Annotated in this window: 19 protein-coding genes; 7 read left to right on the forward strand and 12 right to left on the reverse strand. The window is 39.7% G+C overall.

Annotated elements, in window-relative coordinates; translation table 11 throughout:
- Positions 1-23: 23 nt before the first annotated feature.
- The 6 genes from cysK to ACM46_RS03120 all read right to left on the reverse strand — a co-directional run bounded on the left by cysK (position 24) and on the right by ACM46_RS03120 (position 5,278).
- The gene (cysK, locus tag ACM46_RS03095) at positions 24-935 is read right to left on the reverse strand and encodes a cysteine synthase A (protein ID WP_048505135.1); all 912 of its coding nucleotides are present in this window, start codon (positions 933-935) and stop codon (positions 24-26) included.
- A gap of 30 nt (positions 936-965) precedes the next feature.
- Complete coding sequence (epsC, locus tag ACM46_RS03100) at positions 966-1,796, reverse strand: serine O-acetyltransferase EpsC (RefSeq protein WP_048505136.1); 831 nt, start codon at positions 1,794-1,796, stop codon at positions 966-968.
- A 3-nt stretch (positions 1,797-1,799) separates the two neighbouring features.
- On the reverse strand, positions 1,800-3,038 hold the full coding sequence (locus ACM46_RS03105; RefSeq protein ID WP_048505137.1) for a sulfate adenylyltransferase subunit 1: 1,239 nt from the start codon (positions 3,036-3,038) through the stop codon (positions 1,800-1,802).
- 106 nt (positions 3,039-3,144) lie between these two features.
- Positions 3,145-4,053, reverse strand: coding sequence for a sulfate adenylyltransferase subunit CysD (gene cysD / locus ACM46_RS03110; protein WP_048505584.1), 909 nt, complete (start codon positions 4,051-4,053; stop codon positions 3,145-3,147).
- Positions 4,054-4,063: 10 nt separating this feature from the next.
- Positions 4,064-4,777, reverse strand: coding sequence for a phosphoadenylyl-sulfate reductase (locus tag ACM46_RS03115; RefSeq protein WP_048505138.1), 714 nt, complete (start codon positions 4,775-4,777; stop codon positions 4,064-4,066).
- A gap of 81 nt (positions 4,778-4,858) precedes the next feature.
- The gene (locus ACM46_RS03120; RefSeq protein ID WP_048505139.1) at positions 4,859-5,278 is read right to left on the reverse strand and encodes an RrF2 family transcriptional regulator; all 420 of its coding nucleotides are present in this window, start codon (positions 5,276-5,278) and stop codon (positions 4,859-4,861) included.
- Positions 5,279-5,434: 156 nt separating this feature from the next.
- On the opposite strand from ACM46_RS03120, the gene pepT reads away from it, so the two are divergent.
- The 6 genes from pepT (at position 5,435) to ACM46_RS03150 (ending at position 10,318) form a co-directional block, all read left to right on the forward strand.
- Positions 5,435-6,682, forward strand: a complete 1,248-nt coding sequence (gene pepT, locus ACM46_RS03125; protein WP_048505140.1) for a peptidase T — start codon at positions 5,435-5,437, stop codon at positions 6,680-6,682.
- Positions 6,683-6,687: 5 nt separating this feature from the next.
- Positions 6,688-7,257, forward strand: a complete 570-nt coding sequence (locus ACM46_RS03130; RefSeq protein ID WP_048505141.1) for a hypothetical protein — start codon at positions 6,688-6,690, stop codon at positions 7,255-7,257.
- Between the two features lie 173 nt (positions 7,258-7,430).
- On the forward strand, positions 7,431-7,709 hold the full coding sequence (locus ACM46_RS23550) for a hypothetical protein (protein WP_131707535.1): 279 nt from the start codon (positions 7,431-7,433) through the stop codon (positions 7,707-7,709).
- A 147-nt stretch (positions 7,710-7,856) separates the two neighbouring features.
- Positions 7,857-8,453 carry a porin family protein gene (locus ACM46_RS03140; RefSeq protein WP_048505143.1) on the forward strand — a complete coding sequence of 199 codons (597 nt, stop codon included), beginning with the start codon at positions 7,857-7,859 and terminating at the stop codon, positions 8,451-8,453.
- Between the two features lie 79 nt (positions 8,454-8,532).
- Positions 8,533-9,594 (forward strand): sensor histidine kinase, encoded by a 1,062-nt coding sequence (locus tag ACM46_RS03145; protein WP_048505144.1) that lies wholly within the window; start codon positions 8,533-8,535, stop codon positions 9,592-9,594.
- Positions 9,584-10,318 carry a LytR/AlgR family response regulator transcription factor gene (locus tag ACM46_RS03150; RefSeq protein ID WP_048505145.1) on the forward strand — a complete coding sequence of 245 codons (735 nt, stop codon included), beginning with the start codon at positions 9,584-9,586 and terminating at the stop codon, positions 10,316-10,318. The genes ACM46_RS03145 and ACM46_RS03150 overlap by 11 nt, the downstream gene beginning before the upstream one ends.
- Before the next feature lie 71 nt (positions 10,319-10,389).
- On the opposite strand, the gene ACM46_RS03155 is transcribed toward ACM46_RS03150, so the two are convergent.
- Positions 10,390-11,292 carry a DUF6268 family outer membrane beta-barrel protein gene (locus ACM46_RS03155; protein ID WP_048505146.1) on the reverse strand — a complete coding sequence of 301 codons (903 nt, stop codon included), beginning with the start codon at positions 11,290-11,292 and terminating at the stop codon, positions 10,390-10,392.
- A gap of 226 nt (positions 11,293-11,518) precedes the next feature.
- Here ACM46_RS03155 and ACM46_RS03160 point away from each other — a divergent pair, with 226 nt between their 5' ends.
- On the forward strand, positions 11,519-13,093 hold the full coding sequence (locus ACM46_RS03160; RefSeq protein ID WP_157859421.1) for a DUF3472 domain-containing protein: 1,575 nt from the start codon (positions 11,519-11,521) through the stop codon (positions 13,091-13,093).
- Between the two features lie 65 nt (positions 13,094-13,158).
- On the opposite strand, the gene ACM46_RS03165 is transcribed toward ACM46_RS03160, so the two are convergent.
- The 5 genes from ACM46_RS03165 to ACM46_RS03185 all read right to left on the reverse strand — a co-directional run bounded on the left by ACM46_RS03165 (position 13,159) and on the right by ACM46_RS03185 (position 17,754).
- Entirely contained in the window at positions 13,159-14,352 is a 1,194-nt protein-coding gene (locus ACM46_RS03165) for a multidrug effflux MFS transporter (RefSeq protein WP_048505147.1), read from the reverse strand.
- Between the two features lie 123 nt (positions 14,353-14,475).
- The gene (locus tag ACM46_RS03170) at positions 14,476-15,348 is read right to left on the reverse strand and encodes a helix-turn-helix domain-containing protein (protein WP_048505148.1); all 873 of its coding nucleotides are present in this window, start codon (positions 15,346-15,348) and stop codon (positions 14,476-14,478) included.
- A complete protein-coding gene (locus tag ACM46_RS03175) occupies positions 15,345-15,797 on the reverse strand; it encodes a hypothetical protein (protein ID WP_048505149.1) in 453 nt (150 codons plus the stop codon). Before ACM46_RS03175 ends, ACM46_RS03170 begins: the two co-directional genes overlap by 4 nt.
- A 329-nt stretch (positions 15,798-16,126) precedes the next feature.
- Complete coding sequence (gene thiL / locus ACM46_RS03180; protein WP_048505150.1) at positions 16,127-17,191, reverse strand: thiamine-phosphate kinase; 1,065 nt, start codon at positions 17,189-17,191, stop codon at positions 16,127-16,129.
- A gap of 68 nt (positions 17,192-17,259) precedes the next feature.
- Complete coding sequence (locus ACM46_RS03185; protein WP_048505151.1) at positions 17,260-17,754, reverse strand: acyl-CoA thioesterase; 495 nt, start codon at positions 17,752-17,754, stop codon at positions 17,260-17,262.
- Position 17,755 lies beyond the last annotated feature (1 nt).

A 17,755-nucleotide genomic window follows, 5' to 3' on the forward strand; every position in this document is an offset into this window, starting at 1 on the left:
TGTAAAATCTTATTTAGTGACGCTTAGAAAAGCCCTTCTACGGAGAGATATCTTTCGCCGGTGTCATAATTAATGGTTAAAACAGTAGATCCGGCAGGTATTTCAGATAATTTGTTGGCCACCGCTGCCAGCGCAGCTCCTGTGGAAATCCCTACAAAAAGTCCTTCTTTTCTTCCTGCTTCTTTGGTATATTCAAAAGCCTGATCTTTTCCGACCTGAACAATTTCATCGAGAATTCCGGTATCAAGAATTGACGGGATAAATCCTGCGCCCAAGCCCTGCAGAGGATGTGGAGAAGGAGATCCGCCACTGAGAACGGGAGAAAGTTCCGGTTCTACAGCAATCACTTTAATATCAGGAAATTTCTCTTTCAGCACCTGTGAGATTCCGGTGATATGGCCTCCGGTTCCTACTCCTGTAATCAGATAGTCCAGGCCGTTGGGAAAATCTTTAAGAATCTCCTGAGCGGTAGTTTCTGTATGTATTTTTACATTGGCAGGATTGTCAAACTGTCTCGGAATCCAGAAATTCGGGGTTTCCTGAGCAAGCTCTTCTGCTTTTTCAATGGCTCCTTTCATTCCTTTTTCTCTTGGGGTCAACACAAATTCGGCTCCATATGATTCCATAATTTTCCGACGCTCCAGACTCATGCTTTCAGGCATGACAAGAATAAGCTTATAGTTTTTTACAGCAGCCACCAAGGCAAGTCCTATTCCCGTATTTCCACTGGTCGGCTCTATAATAACACTGTCTTTGTTTAGCAGCCCTTTAGCTTCAGCATCCTCGATCATTGATAAAGCGATTCTGTCTTTAATGCTTCCGCCGGGGTTGGCTTTTTCGAGTTTGATCCAGACTTCATGCTCGGAACCGAAAAGCTTATTAATTCTGACTATTGGGGTATTTCCAATAGTTTCTAGTGCGTTTTGGAATTTCATACCGATTCAATTTTATGTTGTTTTTTATTTTTATATCACAAATGTTAAAGACTCAGGAAGGATTCCGTTGTCTTTTATTCTTATTTCACTTTTGTTGTACACCAGAGAGTTGGAAGGAACGTTTTGGGTGATCCATACATTTCCACCAATAATACTGTCTCTGCCTATGGTTGTATTGCCTCCTAAAATAGTGGCTCCGGAATAGATGATGACGTGGTCTTCAATATTGGGATGCCTTTTCTCGTTGGCTTTTTCTTTGGAAACGTTCAGTGCCCCAAGCGTAACGCCCTGGTATATTTTCACATGGTTTCCGATTACTGTTGTTTCCCCGATTACAATTCCGGTTCCGTGATCTATAAAGAAATGCTTTCCGATAACGGCTCCCGGATGAATGTCTATGCCTGTTCTGCTGTGTGCATATTCCGAAATCACGCGGGGCAGTGTTTTCACTTTCTGATTCCACAGCTGATGGGAAATTCTGTACACATACGTAGCAAAAAATCCGGGATACGAGAGGAGGATTTCTTCCAGTGATTCTGTAGCGGGATCAAATTTTAAAACAGATTCGGCATCCAGAATCAGATGGCTGTAAATATCCGGTAACACATGAAAAAAACGGTCTGTCTTTTCTAAAGCCGAAACCTCATCTTCCCCTGTGTTTTTAAGCAGATCCAAAAGGATTGTATGCAGTTCTTCAAACTCTTTCTGAAGCTGATCTCCCGTATTGACAGGCTGCTGAAGAAACAGAATATGATAGAGTTCCGTCACAAAAATCTCCATCCGCTCTTTGTCAAAAAAACCTGAAGAGCTGAGTTTTTTCTGATCAATAATCTTTTTAATAAAATGATCTGAGACTTTCATTTTCTATTGAATTATGCAGGCTGCTACGGTTGCGTTTGAGGTTTCATCCACCAAAATTGCCGACCCTGTTTTTTTATTATTGATAAAATCATCAAATACCAGTGGCTGTGCAGTTTTAATAGTCACTTTCGCTACTTCATTAAGTTTGATATCTCCTTCCGCTTCTTCTTTTTCCAGGGTATTGACGTTGATTTTGTACTCCACGTTTCTTACTACTGCTTTCAACAGTCTGCTGTGGTGTTGAAGCAGGTATTTATTTCCCGGCTGCAACGCTTTATGATCAAGCCAGCACAATAAAACCTCGATCTCTTTTTCAACATGCGGAAGGTCTTCTGCCGCCGCAAAAAGATCTCCCCTGCTGATGTCTATATCTTCTATAATCTGAATTAAAACAGGCTGTCCTTCAAACGCTTCCTGAACCTCTGATCCGTTGACTTCAATGGAGGCTATTTCTGTAATAATTCCTGCCGGAAGTACTGCAATCTTATCTCCTTTCTTAAAGCTCCCGCTGATGATCTGACCGGCATAACCTCTGTAATCATGCAGTTCTTCTGTCTGTGGACGGATTACATATTGTACCTGGAAACGGCTTCCGCTGTTCTGTTCCCTGCTTAGTTCCACTCCTTCAAGGTATTCGAGAAGGGAACTTCCTTTGTACCATTCTGTACGGGATGATAATGAAACGATATTATCTCCTTTCAATGCGGAAATAGGGAAATAAGTAACATCATCTAAGCTTAGGCTGTCCGCTATTTTTGAATATTCCTCTTTGATCTCTTCAAAAACATCTTCGGAATAATCTACCATATCCATTTTATTGATGGCCACCGCTACTTTTTTAAGTTTCAGCAGAGATGCGATAATGGAATGTCTTCTTGTCTGCTCAATAACTCCTTTGCGGGCATCAATGAGAATTACCATCAGATCTGAATTGGAGGCTCCGGTAATCATATTCCGCGTATACTGAACATGGCCCGGAGCATCGGCAATAATAAATTTTCTTTTTGATGTAGAAAAATAACGGTAAGCTACATCAATGGTGATTCCCTGCTCTCTTTCCGCACGGAGTCCGTCGGTTAAAAGTGCCAGATCTACACCGTCTTCATTTTTGTTTTTAGAATGTTTCTCCAGCACTTCCAGCTGGTCCTGCAAAATGCTCTTGCTATCGTAAAGCAGTCTTCCGATAAGGGTACTTTTACCGTCATCTACGCTTCCTGCTGTTATAAATCTTAGTATATCCACGTCGTTTTGTTATAAGTTATAAATGATGAATGATGAGTAATAAGTAATTGGTAATGAGTAATACTCCGTATCGTATAATTGCTTATTACCCATTGCTCATTACCCATTAAAAATAGCCTCCTTTTTTCCGGTCTTCCATAGCGGCTTCCGTTACCCGGTCATCTATTCTGGTTTCACCTCTTTCGGAGATTCTGGTAGCTACAATTTCCTCGATAACCCGGTCTATTGTTGTCGCATCGGATTCTACAGCGGCTGTACAAGTCATATCTCCTACCGTACGATAGCGGATTCTTTTTGTTGTTACAATATCATTTTCTTCCAGAACTGCAAACTCAGAATTCGCGATCCATTGTCCGTTGAGATTTACCACTTCTCTTTCGTGCGAAAAATAGATGGATGGAAGCCCTATGTTTTCTCTGCGGATATAGTTCCAGATATCAAGCTCTGTCCAGTTGCTGATTGGAAAAATTCTTACATTTTCTCCTTTATGGATTTTACCATTGAAAATATTCCAAAGCTCGGGACGCTGAAGTTTTGGGTCCCACTGCCCGAATTCATCACGTACGGAGAATATTCTTTCTTTAGCGCGGGCTTTTTCCTCGTCTCTTCTCGCTCCTCCGATGCAGGCATCAAATTCGAATTCTTCAATGGTATCCAGAAGGGTAAAGGTTTGCAGCCAGTTTCTGCTGGGAAACTTTCCTTTAGGCTCTGTAAGCTTTCTTTTGTTGATGGTGTCTTCCACTTTTCGAACCACCAGATTCGCATCCAGTTCAGCGGCAAGGTGATCTCTAAAGTTCAGAACTTCGGAAAAATTGTGCCCGGTATCAATATGGACAAATGTGAAAGGAATCTTCCCATATGGAAATGCCTTTGCAGCCAGATGAGCCAGTACAATACTGTCTTTTCCTCCACTGAAAAGTAAAGCCGGACGTTCAAACTGTCCTGCCACTTCTCTCAGAATATAAATGGATTCTGACTCTAACTGATCTAAATAATTTAAATGATATACTGACATATTGTTTTTTTTATTGATGAACATGTAAGCCGCATTCTTTTTTATCGGCATCTTCCCACCACCATCTTCCTGCTCTGAAATCTTCTCCTTCTTTTATGGCTCTGGTACAAGGCGCGCATCCGATGCTTACAAATCCTTGTTTATGCAGATAGTTATAGGGTAACTGATTTATTTTAACGTAGTCCGTGACTTCCTGTGTTGTCCAGTGAAGGATGGGATGGTATTTAATGATCTCATGATCCGGATCCCATTCCAGCTGGGGCATATTCTTTCTGTTGACGGAATGTTCTGCCCTTAATCCGGTGATCCATACTTTATATCCCTGAAGCGCTTTTTTCAATGGAATCACTTTTCTGATATTACAGCAGGCTTTTCTCTGCTCTACGGACTGATAAAAGGAATCCGGACCGTTTTCCGAAACAAACTGCTGTAAGGCTTCCGGATCGGGATACCAGGCTTTGATCTCTTTTTTGAAAAACGCTCGGGATGAAGTCCAGGTTTCATAAGTCTGTTCAAAAAGTCGTCCCGTATCCAGGGTGAAAATGTCAATATCAAGGTTTTTTATCAAATGAGTGATCACCTGATCTTCATAACTGAAACTGGTAGAAAAGATCAGTCCGCCCGGAAATCTGTCAGACAGATTCTGCAGAAAATCGGTGCCGGAAGAAGCTTCAGAGGCTTTATCCAGCAGGTTTTTAAATTCTATTTTCAGAGTATTTTCCATTTCAATTTGAAATTAACTTCTGCAAATATATATTAAATTCTATTAATCCTACCAAATTAGTAGGAATTAATAATAAAAAAATTATTCTGCCTTTTTCAGAAAGGAAGTTAATGTAGCTTCCATCATGCTTTTCCTGGTTTTTTCTCTGACAATAATTAATTCATTTCTAAGATTACAGGTGGCTTCATCCACACAATCGTCACAAGGTTCATAGAAATTTAAAGAAATACAGGGCGTTAAAGCGATGGGACCTTCGAAAATACGGTAAATATCCGCAAGAGAAATTTCGTCAGGAGACTTTAAAAGATAATATCCTCCAACTTTTCCTTGTTTGCTGTTGACAAGCCTGGCTCTTTTCAGTTCGAGGAGAATGGCTTCCAAAAACTTTTTAGGAATATGCTCATCCTCTGCAATAATTGCAGTTGACAAAAACCCCTGATTGTAGTTTTTTGCCAGCCTGATCATTGCTTTTAAAGCATATTTGCAGCGTTTGGACATCATAATTGATGCAAGTTATAACAATTTATCCGATTAACGAAATCGCGTATCCATATTAAAAAAAACAAGGATCTTCCCACTACGGAAAGGTGCAGAAAGATGGGCTAAAATCAAATTTTGAAGAATTTACATTGTATCTTTGTTGAAATTTTATGATCAATGAGTACAATTGAATTCAACGAATTGTGGAAAGAGAAATTACTGAACCGTTTTCTCACTTATGTAAAAATATATTCAACCAGCGATGCAGAAAGTGAAACAACTCCTTCTACTTCCAGACAGTGGGACATTGCAAAATATATGGCTGAAGAGCTGAAAACGCTTGGATTATCTGATGTTTCTATTGACGACAACGGGTATATCATGGGGTATGTTCCTTCTAATCTGGAGAATGACGACAGACCTACCATCGGCTTTATCTCTCATTATGATACTTCACCGGATTTCAGCGGTGAAAATGTAAACCCTCAGGTTTGGGAAAACTATGACGGGAGCGATCTTGTTTTAAACCAGACTACAGGATTTACCTTATCTCCTTCAAAATTCGAAAGTTTAAAAAAATATATAGGACAAACACTGATCACCACAGACGGGACTACTCTTCTGGGAGCAGACGACAAAGCGGGATGTGCAGAGATCGTTACGGCAGCAGAATACCTTCTTGCCCACCCTGAGATTAAGCACGGAAGAATTGCTGTAGGATTTACCCCTGATGAAGAAATCGGAAGAGGCGCTCATAAATTTGATGTGGCTAAATTCGGTGCTGAATGGGCTTACACGATGGACGGCGGTGAAGTAGGTGAACTGGAGTACGAAAATTTCAACGCGGCAGGAGCTGTTGTAAAAATCCACGGACTGAGTGTTCACCCGGGCTATGCTTACGGAAAAATGATCAATGCAGCACTTCTTGCTTCTGAATTTGCCCAGATGCTACCTGCTAATGAAACTCCGGCAACTACAAAAGGTTTTGACGGGTTTTATCATTTAATGGATATCAATGCAGATATTTCCGAAGCCAAGCTTCAATACATTATCCGTGATCATGACGCTGAGAAATTTGAAGCCAGAAAAAAATTCATGGAGGAAAAAATTGCTGAATTCAATGCTAAACACGGTGAAGGAACCGCTGAAGTAGAAATCAAGGAGCAATACAGAAATATGAAGCAGCAGTTTGAAGGGAAAATGCATATCGTAGATCTTGCTGCAAAAGCAATGCAGGAAGCGGGTATTGAACCCAAAATCAAAGCGATCAGAGGCGGTACTGATGGTGCCCAGCTTTCTTATATGGGACTTCCATGTCCTAACATTTTTGCAGGAGGAATCAATTTCCATGGTCCTTACGAATATGTAGCTTTGGAAAGCATGGAAAAAGCAACTGAAGTGATTATTAATATCGTAAAAGCTTAATACTGATGAAAAGACTTTCAGCATTAGCCTTTATTCTGGTCTTTGCAATCAGTGGTGCACAGGTTTCTGAGTTTCAGAAAGCGGACTCACGATACGAGAGGAAAATAAAGTCTCTGTACAAAAAATATCCAAAGCCTAATGATGAAAGAACCAAGCAGGAGTGGCTTCTGACGGAAGAAAAAATATCGAAGTATAAAGATGCTTTAGAGAAAATTTCTGAGGAGGAGAAGAAGATGATAACGGATGTTCCCCCACCAATGGCTCCTAAAATCAGTAAAGAAGCGGAATACGAGACGGGAAAAGCCTCTTTTCAGAAGCTTTTGAATGAAGCGGTAGATCTTTCTTTCCTGAATTTTGCCGTGAATCCTTATAAGATTACTTTAAAATTCACTGTAGATTCTAAAGGGAATGTATATAGAGCCCGCGTAAAGGGAAATAACGAAGATGTGAATGCCTTTATAGAAGCCGGTTTTTACCGCATTAAAGATAAAGGGAAATGGAAGCCTGCGGAATCGGGCGGCCGTCCTGTCCTCTCAGTGGTCAGCCTTCCTTTACAATTAAATTTCAGTAAATAAATAGATAAACCGTTGTTTTATACAGCGGTTTGTTTTTTTCACCCATAATAAAATATGATTGTTTAATTAACAAAACTTTAACCATATATTTCCCACAACAATGAAAAGATTTCGTTTTTTTTAGTACATTTACTTAAATATCAAACTTTTAACCTCAAATTATCATGAAAAAAATGAAAAAACTATTGAGAAAAGATCTCACCCACATTCTTGGTGGAATCATCGTTGGCTGCCACATGAATGGAGACTCAGCGCAATGCTGGAGTGACTGCGACTGTACTTTCGGAAGCGGCTGTGAAATGTATGATAGCGGAAGCGCAGGAACCTGCATCGCTTTAGGTGGCGGCGGAGGTGGAACCGGTGGAGGTACCGGCGGCGGAACTGGCGGTGGTGGAACTGGCGGCGGAGGATGTCGTCCATTTCCTTTTTGTGAAGATGAACAACCTTTTTAACGAACATGTATCGGAAGTATTCCTTCCGATTTTTTTGTTTTTCAGTTGAAAACAGATCCTTGTCAACACATCTCTGCCATTCATCAAATAAAGTTTTATTCCGATTATCATAGTTGTTGTTTTGCACCAGATTATTAACAGCAATTTATGAAAAACCAATTTTTAGCACTCAGCTCATTTTTATTATGCATCACCTGTTCTGTTGAGACCAAAGCTCAGCAAACCCCAGCTTTTCACATTGGAATAAAAGCGGGTACGAGTTATACCAAAACCTCTTCGGAATCTTCCTCTCTGGAAGGGAAATACGGCTTCGGTTATCAGGGAGGAATCATGACGAGAATAGATATCGGGAGTCTTTACGTACAGGGAGAAGCTTTATTCAACAAAAGAAAAACATCTTATGACACCCAGAACGGAACCTCAGCAAAACTAAGCTGGAATTCTGTTGATATTCCGGTAGTTATAGGTTATAAATTCATTAACAGCAGTGATTTCAATGTAAGGGCGTTTGCTGGAGGTGTTTACAGCTATGCATTCAAGAATGATCTGTCTGCTTCACAAGCATTTCAGGAAGGATATAAAAAGTTTGATAAATCCAATATTGGAGTCACAGGAGGCATAGGTGTGGATTATAAAAATTTCACCATAGATTTAAGATATGAAAGAGGGCTTTCCGATATCAGTAAGGGCTTTAAATCGAAGCCGCACAGCTTTACCCTCGGAATCGGATATTTCCTATTCTAAAAACTTAAATTACCTTTACTCATTAGAAACTGTGCACCCGCAGTTTCTAATTTTTTATAAACCTACTTTAGTTTTATCCATGACCAAACCCATTATTTTAAGAGAATATATTTTCGTCACTCTGTTTTGGTTTGTTTTTGCAACGGCTGTATACATTAATTTTCAGGCTGGTTCTAACAAACTTACGGCTCTTTTCCAATCTGTCGTGCTTGCTGTAACTTCATTTATTTTCACTCATTTTCTTACAACGAAGCTTCTTCCCAGCGCCTTGCGGGCAAAAAAAATGAAATTGTTTCTTATTCAGGCAACCGGAATGATTCTCCTATTGAGTTTTATTTATTCTTTAATCTTCACTTATATTGAGGTCAACTCAAAAAATCAGCTCCCTCACGATTTTGCTGATCATCTTCCTTTTTTATGGAAAGGTTTTTACCTCGCCCTTCCTGCCTCTTTTCTCATTAACGGTTCTGCATGCGGAATCAAATTTTATCAGGAACACGGAAGAATAGAACGAGATCATATTCTTCTTCAGCAGGCGCATTTGGAAAATCAGCTGAAACTTCTTCAGGATCAGATCAACCCTCATGTGGTTTTCAACATTCTGAACCATATTCATATTCTCATGAAATCTGATACACAGCTTGCCGGTTATCTTTTGCTTAAATTTTCTGATATCCTGCGTTATCAGCTATATCACTGCAACCAGAACCAAGTTCCGCTGACGCAGGATATTGAGCATCTTCAGAATCTTGTGGAAGTGGAAAAACTGCGATGGGGGAATGAACTGGACGTGATTACCGAATGGAAGATCGGGAACAAAAGAACATATATTGCCCCACTCCTTCTGGTTTCATTTATTGAAAATGCATTTAAATACGTCTGCAGGCTTCCGGGACATAAAGGCTATGTAAAGATTTCCTGTGTGGAAAAAAACGGTTCTCTTTTCTTCTATGCAGAAAATTCTTATTCTGATATAACGGTCCACAGCAAGAAAAATGAAACCGGCGGAATTGGTCTTCAGAATGTACAAAAGCGATTGAAGCTCCAGTATCCGGATACCCATCATCTTAAAATTGAGTCCGAAAATAATGTATACAAAGTCACTTTAACCTTAGAATTATCAGACAACCATGAGCAATAACATCCCCAAAATGAAATGTCTTATTATAGACGATGAGCCTCTGGCAAGATTCCACCTTAAAGAAATGGCAGACCAGATTGATTTTTTATCCGTTGAAGGGACCTGTGCCACAGCATTGGAAGCTGACTCTAAAGTCAAGGAAAGTGAAATTGATCTTCTTTTTCTGGACATTAATATGCCTTATTTAACTGGGCTTGAATTTCTGGAACAGCTTGAAAACCCTCCGCTATGTATTCTGACAACGGCTTACTCCGAGTATGCACTGGAAGGATTCCGCCTGCAGGTGGTAGACTATCTCCTGAAACCCATTGCTTTCAACCGTTTTTATCAAGCTGTCAATAAAGCGCAACAACAGTTTATCGTTTCCGAGAAAATAAAAAAGAACTCCCCGTTTGAGGATCCTTTCCTGTATGTAAGGCAGTCTGATACCTTCATAAAGGTTTCCTGGGTAGATATTTTATATATTGAAAGTATGCAGAATTATACGAAGCTTCATTTTAAGGATAAATCCCTGGTGATTCACCAAACCATGAAAGCTATTGAAGAATCTCTGCCGTCTGAACATTTTTTCAGAATTCATAAATCTTTCCTGATCAACATTCTCCATATCGATATGATTTCCGGAGGACGCCTGTTTATCAATAAAACCGAACTTCCTATTTCCCGTATCCGAAAAGAGGAACTTTTGAATCAGGTGGTCTATAAAAAACTGATCAGTAAATAAAAGGAAAGGAAGAAAGATGTAGGAAAGGGCAATTGTATTTTTCCCAAGTCTCTCTTCTTTTCCTTCTGATTTTAAGGTAGATTCCATCGTAATGATACCGCAGCATAAAATGTGCTGGCAAATCTCGGATCCTGTATTTTTTTGTCTTTGAAAATACTTTTAATTTTCCTGTCGTTCTCTGAGAAGCTTCTCAACAGAGCGGTTCCTCCTGTAAGACGCAGGCTGAGTTTATCATTAAGTTTTATTTCCGGTCTTAATCCGGCTGTGATCTGCTGATATCCCAGGAGAAAAGATTTTCCGTCTTTATTTCTTTCCACCGTCATTCCGCTGAGGTTTACCACTGCTTTCAGAGCAAATTTATCTGAAAACAGGTATCCGGCCTCCATTCCTTCCGGGAAATTGATATTAAATTTAATTTTTCCGTTGGTTTTCCAGTCAAAATAAATCCACGGAAGAATCATGGGAACCCCAAAAGCGGTAGTCAGCACAGGCCCTACCCCAAGAGCCAGATTAGGATTAAAGTGTCTGATGAACAACATTCCTCCCTGCCCCAGAACATCATCTGAACTTATTTGCTCCAGATCGGTATAAACTCCTACTGAAGCAGTGATCATCATGCTCCATTTCTTTCCTAAGGGTCTCATATGGAGAATTCCTGCCTGGGCATTCAGCATCTGATCCGGGAAAAGCTGTTTTTCATACTCTTTGTGATTCATTTTTGCATACGATCCACTAAGGAGGAGTGACCAGGCTTTTACTCTTCCGCTGCTGTCTTTTTTCATCGACAACGGAATACTGAAATTAAGATCTGCTCTTTTAAAGTCGCTTTTAGAGTTTGTTTTCGTACTGTCTTCAGGGCGGATGTAGCTGGAAAAAGGGATGTACTCCGTTTTCAGTTCTGCAGATATTCCGGATTGTGCACAAGCCCAATATCCTAATAGAGAGCAGGCAGCGGCCAAAAGATTTCTCTTCATAATTTAAATTTTTACAAAGAGATGCCTTTGAAAGCTGCTTACAAAAAATACTTGATTAAGTGTACGGATTCTATGACCACAAGGGAAAATAGCAGGACAAAATAATTTTCGATGTTATAAGGTTAAATAAAAATTAAAACAAATAATTCACACTAAATAGAATTTTTATTTATTTTTATTCTTCTTATTGATTTCGAAGGCTATAAACTAATATAAAATTCACATCATGAACACAAAACGATTTATTTTTGCACTCATCGCATTTTTTTGCTGCCATAATCTGGCTACGGCATCCATAAATGCTTTTCCTTATTCCTTTTACAAACTGGCCAATGAAGTTCCTTTGGCCGGAAACGCCTTTATTACAACGGCAGCAAGCGGCAGCACAGAAGTGATCAATAATAATGGTCTTGCGAACTGGACAAAGGCCAATACTGTCATCAGCACCTACTTTAAGGTGGGTAATTCCGGAGCCCTTAGTATCAGTCTGAAAGCAAAGGTTCCTTCGGGAAACAGTACCATCAAAGTTACCGTGAACGGAGTTTCTAAAAACATTACGATTACCGGTTCTTCTTTTAACACCCATTCCGTAGGAAACTTCAATGTAAATTCAGGATATGTAAAAGTAGATTTACAGGGCATTTCAAAGACAGGAGGCTATTTTGCAGATGTATCTCACGTGATCTTCGATGGTGCGGCGGCTTCAGGAACCAATATTTTCAGTAATGATCCGAGCTATTACTATTGGGCAAGAAGAGGTCCTTCCTGTCATTTAGGTTATACCATCCCAACCACCGACAATATTTTATATTATTACAACGAGGTTACCGTTCCTACCGGGCAGGATAAAATAGGCTCTTATTTTATGGCCAACGGATTTAAGGAGGGATATTTTGGATTCCAGGTGAATTCAGCAACAGAAAGAAGGATTCTTTTCTCTGTATGGAGTCCGTTTGAAACGGATGACCCCAACAATATTCCGGAAGATCATAAAATCAAGCTGAACTGCAAAGGTGCTAATGTGACTACCGGTGAATTCGGGAATGAAGGATCGGGAGGACAGAGTTATCTGCGCTACAGCTGGAAGGCTGGAGTAACGTATAAGTTTCTTTTAAAAGGAGAGCCAGACGGAACTGGAAAAACAGATTATACCGCATGGTTTTTTGCTCCCGAAACAGGTGCCTGGAAGCTTATTGCCAGCTGGAAAAGACCTCAGACCAATACCTATTTAAAGTCATTTTATAGCTTTGTAGAGAACTTTTCTCCCGAAAATGGTTACCAGGCAAGAAAAGCTGAGTTTGGAAATCAATGGGTAAAAACAGTACAGGGGCAGTGGCTTCCCGTATCACAGGCCAAATTTACGGCAGATGCAACGTATACTGCCAATCAAAGAGTGGATGCTTCCGGAGGCGTTTCTGCCAATAAATTCTTCCTGAGAAACGGAGGTTTTACCAATGAGCAAACTGCATTGAATTCAACGCTTACCGTAACAGCTCCGACGCAGGCTCCTGTTATCAATGCCAGTGATCTTCAGCTATGCGGTACCTCAGCAGCAAAAAGTTCTAAAGCTCAGAGTACATTAAGCCTTTATCCTAATCCTGCCCAAAATTTCATCAAAATAAACGGATTGAAAAATAAACTTATATACAGGATTTTCAACATCAACGGGAAAATGATGAAAGAAGGAGAAACCAATGGTGCAGATATTCAGGTAGACCATTTATTAAAAGGGACCTATGTTTTGAATCTGTATGATTATGATGATAAAATGCAGAATTCTATTAAATTTATCAAAGATTAAAAGAGTCTGAAAACCAAATAACAAAGCCGAAATGTCTTCTATTTCGGCTTTATTTTTATGATATATTATTCTACAGAGAGGTTTTTGCTTTTAAAGGCCTTGTAGGCAAACCACACAGCAATCAGAGCAATTCCGGCGCGCATGGTCACCATCGGAATAATAGAATCTGCCTCTAAAAAACCGGACAATCCGGACAGTAGAAAAGTGACCATCAACTGCATAAACCCCATCAAAGCAGCCGCTGTTCCACGTCCTTCTTTAAAAGGAGAAAGCGCATGAGCTGAAGTGATAGGAAACAGTATTCCTATGGCCAGCAGGGAGAGATACAGCATGGCAATTTCCAATGCAACGGAGAGGTTTTGGGCTGCAATCAGGATATGGAGACTGCATACAACCAGTAAAAGAACCGTTGCCATTAATAAAAGCTTTGTGTCTTTTATTCTTTTGATCAGTTTTGGGGTAAGGTATGCGGCTGTTATTAATGCTAATGAATTGAATCCAAATATAATACTGAATACACCGCCGGAAAACCCGTGGATATTCATGAATAAGAAAGGAGCATTTGAAATGTAAATAATGAGTGAAGCAAAGGCAATACTCCCAATCATAGTATTACTGATAAAATCTTTATTGGACAAAATCATTTTGAGCTGATCTCCAAGTCCCTTTCCGGAAGCGGCACTGTCAGGGTTTATTTTTCTGGAATTGGTTTCAGGGACATACTGATACACCATAAAAAGGGTAAGAAGTCCCATGATGCTCAGGAAAGCGAAAGAACTGTTCCAGCCCCAGAATTTAAGAAATACACTTCCCAAAAGCGGAGCTACAATAGGAGCAATACCACTGATCTGCGACTGCTGGGAAAAAATGGACACCGATTTCTGCTTATCATAAAGGTCGATTACTATAGCCCGCCCAATAACAATTCCGGCACTTCCTCCGAAAGCCTGCAGAAAACGCATGATCCAAAGCACAAAAATATTCTCAGTAAAAAAGATGGCTACCGCTCCAATAATAAAAAGCAGGAGCCCACAGTAAAGCATCGGCTTGCGTCCGGTCTTATCAGATAAAGGTCCCCATAAGAGCTGCCCGAAGGCAAATCCTGCGAAAAACACAGAAATAGAGATCTGGATGTGCCCTATATCGGTCTGAAAAATCCGGGCCATGCTGGGGAAAGCAGGGAGATACAGATCGATACTTAGAGATTCCAAGGTGTTGAGCAGTGCCAGAATAAACACTACAATACTTAAATTTTTCATAAACAAACGTCATTAAATGAAACCGGTTGTGCGGTTTTTTCTCCATGCAAAATTCTTACAAAAAGAAACATCTATCCATACAGCAACTGAAGGAAGACCAGCACAAACTGAGGATTTCTCTTTTTAAGAACATGCTTTGGAACATACTCCCTCCTGTTTAAATGGATATTCCGGAGATAATTCTTTTGTGTTTTTAAATCTGTCCGGATTCTGCCCGGTGTGTTTTTTGAAGAAACGGGAAAAATAGGAGGCATCACTGAATCCTAGCTTAAAGGCAATTTCTTTAACTGTCAAGGCTCCAAAACTAAGTTCTCTTTTGGCTTCCAGAACAAGTCTTTGGGCAATCATCTTTTTCACGGTTGTTCCTCTGGAGAGACGGACAATATCATTAAGGTGATGCGTGCTGATGCCTATCTGTTCTGCATAAAAGCCTGTCTCTCTCTGAACAAGATAGTTTTCTTCAATGAGACTCACCAAATCTTCAATGCGCTGCCTTCCATTAATTGAAGAATCCTGCCTGTTGATCTGGTCTGTAATCATAATACAGAATGCTCTGAGGTATGTTTTTAAAAGCCCGATCCTTGAAGGGCCTTCATATTCTTTTTCTATCAGCGATATGACTGTATTACAAGCTTCTACACTTTGAAGATCTAGCGTAAAAGGAATAGTGCCTGCGGTAAGAATCATCTCGATGTCACAGGCTTCTTTAAAAATTTCCCGGCTCACCGCAAGAACATACCCCTTCTCTCCTTTCAGCTTCATATTGAATACCTGTCCCGGCGCAATGATGCAAATCTGATTATTGTGAAGATGATGATTTTCAAAATCCAGCTCTACCCTGCTATTTTCATGAACCCGGATAAACCATATGATTTCAAAGAAATTATGCCTGTGAATATCATTGAATTTTTCCGGATGCCCGGTCTCCAGTGTCGTGAACTGAAAATTTTCTGAAGTCAGATGATGGATGGGAATTTGTTTCTCGGGAACATTCATTTTTTTTCGATTTTAAATAGGGTATTCTCTTTTACAAAATTAATATCCGAAGCGTCTGTGATGATGTAAACTTCTCCCTGGTCTTCCGTATTTTTTCCTTTGTAGTCAATAATTTGTTTGTCGGATATTAATTTTACATGATCTCCAATCTGTCTTCCCACATAGATCGGTAAATAAATTTCAGCCTTTTTATCTTTAATCCGGTATGGATATATTCCCTGTTTCGGTTGTTCTGAAAATTCTTTAACCGTTGAATGAATTACATTGATTCTCAATATACCAAAGCTATGATTGTTAGATCTTTTGATATCAATGACAGTTCCTTCAAAGACCACTCCATTTTTTAAAATGCTGTTTTCATCAGCATATTCTTTCGCTCCTGTTTTTGTTACATACAGAACCAATCCAATAAAAACAATAAATAAAATGACAAATTTCGCGTATTTCATAGTTATTCTATCAAGGAAATTAAAGGTTGCAATGTATTATATTCAGGCAAATAATAATTGGTTTTTAAAATTTTTTATTTATCGCAAGGACACACAAGGTTTTTTACTTTTTTGAGTGTATTTAAAGATAAACAAGCGCACTTCGTTTATTAAAGTAATACAAACAGGGCATTACTTCTATCAATTTCCATCTCTTTATATATTTAAAATCAGAATATTAAATCTTTTTTATGATAAAAAGACTCTATTTTTCACCTCCTTTGAGTAAACAAAAACCACAGCAAAAAAAGTGCTGCGGTTTTCTACAATATTCAAAATTAAATATAATTTTATCCGTTCTGCTGGTTCCCCAAGAAAGCATCCCAGCCTTGTGCCGTAAGCGGAACAAGCTGATTAGATCCTCTGGCTATCATAAAGTTTCCGTCTTCTTTTTCCACCGCGTGGCCAATGATGGTAAAATCAGGGTGATTTTTAATTTTATCAAAATCGTTCGGGGAAATAGTGAATAGCAATTCATAGTCTTCACCACCACTCAATGCAGTCATAGACGGATTAAGGTTCATTTCATCTGCTGTAGATATGGTAAGGCTGTCCATCGGGATTTTTTCTTCATACAGTCTGAACCCTGTTTGTGACTGATCTGAAAGGTGCAGAATCTCAGAAGCCAAGCCGTCAGAAATATCAATCATTGAAGTAGGTTTGATGTCCAATTCTTTTAAAATTGTTTTAACATCGGTTCTTGCTTCAGGTTTCAATTGTCTTTCCAGAATATAATCATAGCCTTCCATTTCCGGCTGCATATTGGGATCTGCCAGGAAAACAGCGTGCTCTCTTTCAAGAATCTGAAGTCCCATATAAGCCCCTCCAAGATCTCCGGTTACCACTAAAAGGTCATTAGGCTTTGCACCGCTTCTTTTTACAATATTCTCTTCGTCTTCGATTCCTACAGCCGTGATGCTCATTACCAGTCCGGAATTGGAGCTTGTGGTATCTCCTCCGATCAAGTCTACTTTATATCTCGCACATGCCGCCTGAATTCCGGAGTAAATTTCCTCTAATGCTTCTACCGGAAAACGGCTGGAAACGGCAAGGGAAACCAGAATCTGTGTAGGAACAGCATTCATAGCTGCAACATCGCTCAAATTTACGACTACTGCTTTGTAACCCAGATGTTTTAAAGGCACGTAGCCCAAGTTGAAGTGAACCCCTTCTGCCAGAACATCGGTAGTAAGAACCACTTTTTTATTTCCAGGATTAATAACTGCTGCATCATCTCCCACTCCAAGTTCCGAAGATTCGTTGGACAGTGGAAAATATTCTGTCAGGTGTTTTATAAGACCAAATTCTCCTAATTTGGAGATTGGGGTCAGTTCCTGTGATTTATCTTCAAACATAATTTTTTCTTTTTTTTAAAGGCTCAATATAAAATGTATTCATGAATCTGAACATTCAACGCTGAGTCTTATTTTGTGAATTCTGCCGGATCTACATTATCCGGACGGAAAGGAAGCTTTTTGAAATCTTCTCTGGTCATCACAATGGTTTCAGGGCTTTTGTATTTATTCATGGCTTCTATCACATCATCAGGAGGGGTCGTCATTTTTCTCAGCATCATATCAATCCATACTCCTGTAGCTTCCGCAGTAGCGCAGTGTACTCCGTCCGGTGTATAAAATTTATGAACAAATCTGTAGATGGATGAATCTTCTGAACATCCGTCAATTTCCAGGCTTACAATCACGGTCTGGTCTGCATAGATCTCTTTGAAGAAAGAATATCTTTCGTGCATGATCACAGGCCCGATTCCCCATCTGCTTAGCTGGGTAACGCCCATTTTTTCTTTGGTCATAAAGGCCATTCTGGATTGTGCACAGTATTGTACATAGGATGAATTGGCTAAGTGCTTGTTGGCATCAAGATCACTCCAGCGTACTTCGAATTTATGGTAAAAAATCATT

This window comes from Chryseobacterium angstadtii (genome assembly GCF_001045465.1).
Taxonomy (GTDB): domain Bacteria; phylum Bacteroidota; class Bacteroidia; order Flavobacteriales; family Weeksellaceae; genus Chryseobacterium; species Chryseobacterium angstadtii.

Coding starts and splice junctions, on each gene's coding strand:
- ACM46_RS03115 (WP_048505138.1), bottom strand. CDS start 4,777: ATGGAAAATACTCTGAAAATAGAATTTAAAAACCTGCTGGATAAAGCC.
- thiL (WP_048505150.1), bottom strand. CDS start 17,191: ATGTTTGAAGATAAATCACAGGAACTGACCCCAATCTCCAAATTAGGA.
- pepT (WP_048505140.1), top strand. CDS start 5,435: ATGAGTACAATTGAATTCAACGAATTGTGGAAAGAGAAATTACTGAAC.
- ACM46_RS23550 (WP_131707535.1), top strand. CDS start 7,431: ATGAAAAAACTATTGAGAAAAGATCTCACCCACATTCTTGGTGGAATC.
- ACM46_RS03185 (WP_048505151.1), bottom strand. CDS start 17,754: ATGATTTTTTACCATAAATTCGAAGTACGCTGGAGTGATCTTGATGCC.
- ACM46_RS03120 (WP_048505139.1), bottom strand. CDS start 5,278: ATGATGTCCAAACGCTGCAAATATGCTTTAAAAGCAATGATCAGGCTG.
- ACM46_RS03160 (WP_157859421.1), top strand. CDS start 11,519: ATGAACACAAAACGATTTATTTTTGCACTCATCGCATTTTTTTGCTGC.
- ACM46_RS03130 (WP_048505141.1), top strand. CDS start 6,688: ATGAAAAGACTTTCAGCATTAGCCTTTATTCTGGTCTTTGCAATCAGT.
- ACM46_RS03150 (WP_048505145.1), top strand. CDS start 9,584: ATGAGCAATAACATCCCCAAAATGAAATGTCTTATTATAGACGATGAG.
- epsC (WP_048505136.1), bottom strand. CDS start 1,796: ATGAAAGTCTCAGATCATTTTATTAAAAAGATTATTGATCAGAAAAAA.
- ACM46_RS03170 (WP_048505148.1), bottom strand. CDS start 15,348: ATGAATGTTCCCGAGAAACAAATTCCCATCCATCATCTGACTTCAGAA.
- ACM46_RS03155 (WP_048505146.1), bottom strand. CDS start 11,292: ATGAAGAGAAATCTTTTGGCCGCTGCCTGCTCTCTATTAGGATATTGG.
- ACM46_RS03175 (WP_048505149.1), bottom strand. CDS start 15,797: ATGAAATACGCGAAATTTGTCATTTTATTTATTGTTTTTATTGGATTG.
- ACM46_RS03140 (WP_048505143.1), top strand. CDS start 7,857: ATGAAAAACCAATTTTTAGCACTCAGCTCATTTTTATTATGCATCACC.
- ACM46_RS03165 (WP_048505147.1), bottom strand. CDS start 14,352: ATGAAAAATTTAAGTATTGTAGTGTTTATTCTGGCACTGCTCAACACC.
- ACM46_RS03145 (WP_048505144.1), top strand. CDS start 8,533: ATGACCAAACCCATTATTTTAAGAGAATATATTTTCGTCACTCTGTTT.
- cysK (WP_048505135.1), bottom strand. CDS start 935: ATGAAATTCCAAAACGCACTAGAAACTATTGGAAATACCCCAATAGTC.
- cysD (WP_048505584.1), bottom strand. CDS start 4,053: ATGTCAGTATATCATTTAAATTATTTAGATCAGTTAGAGTCAGAATCC.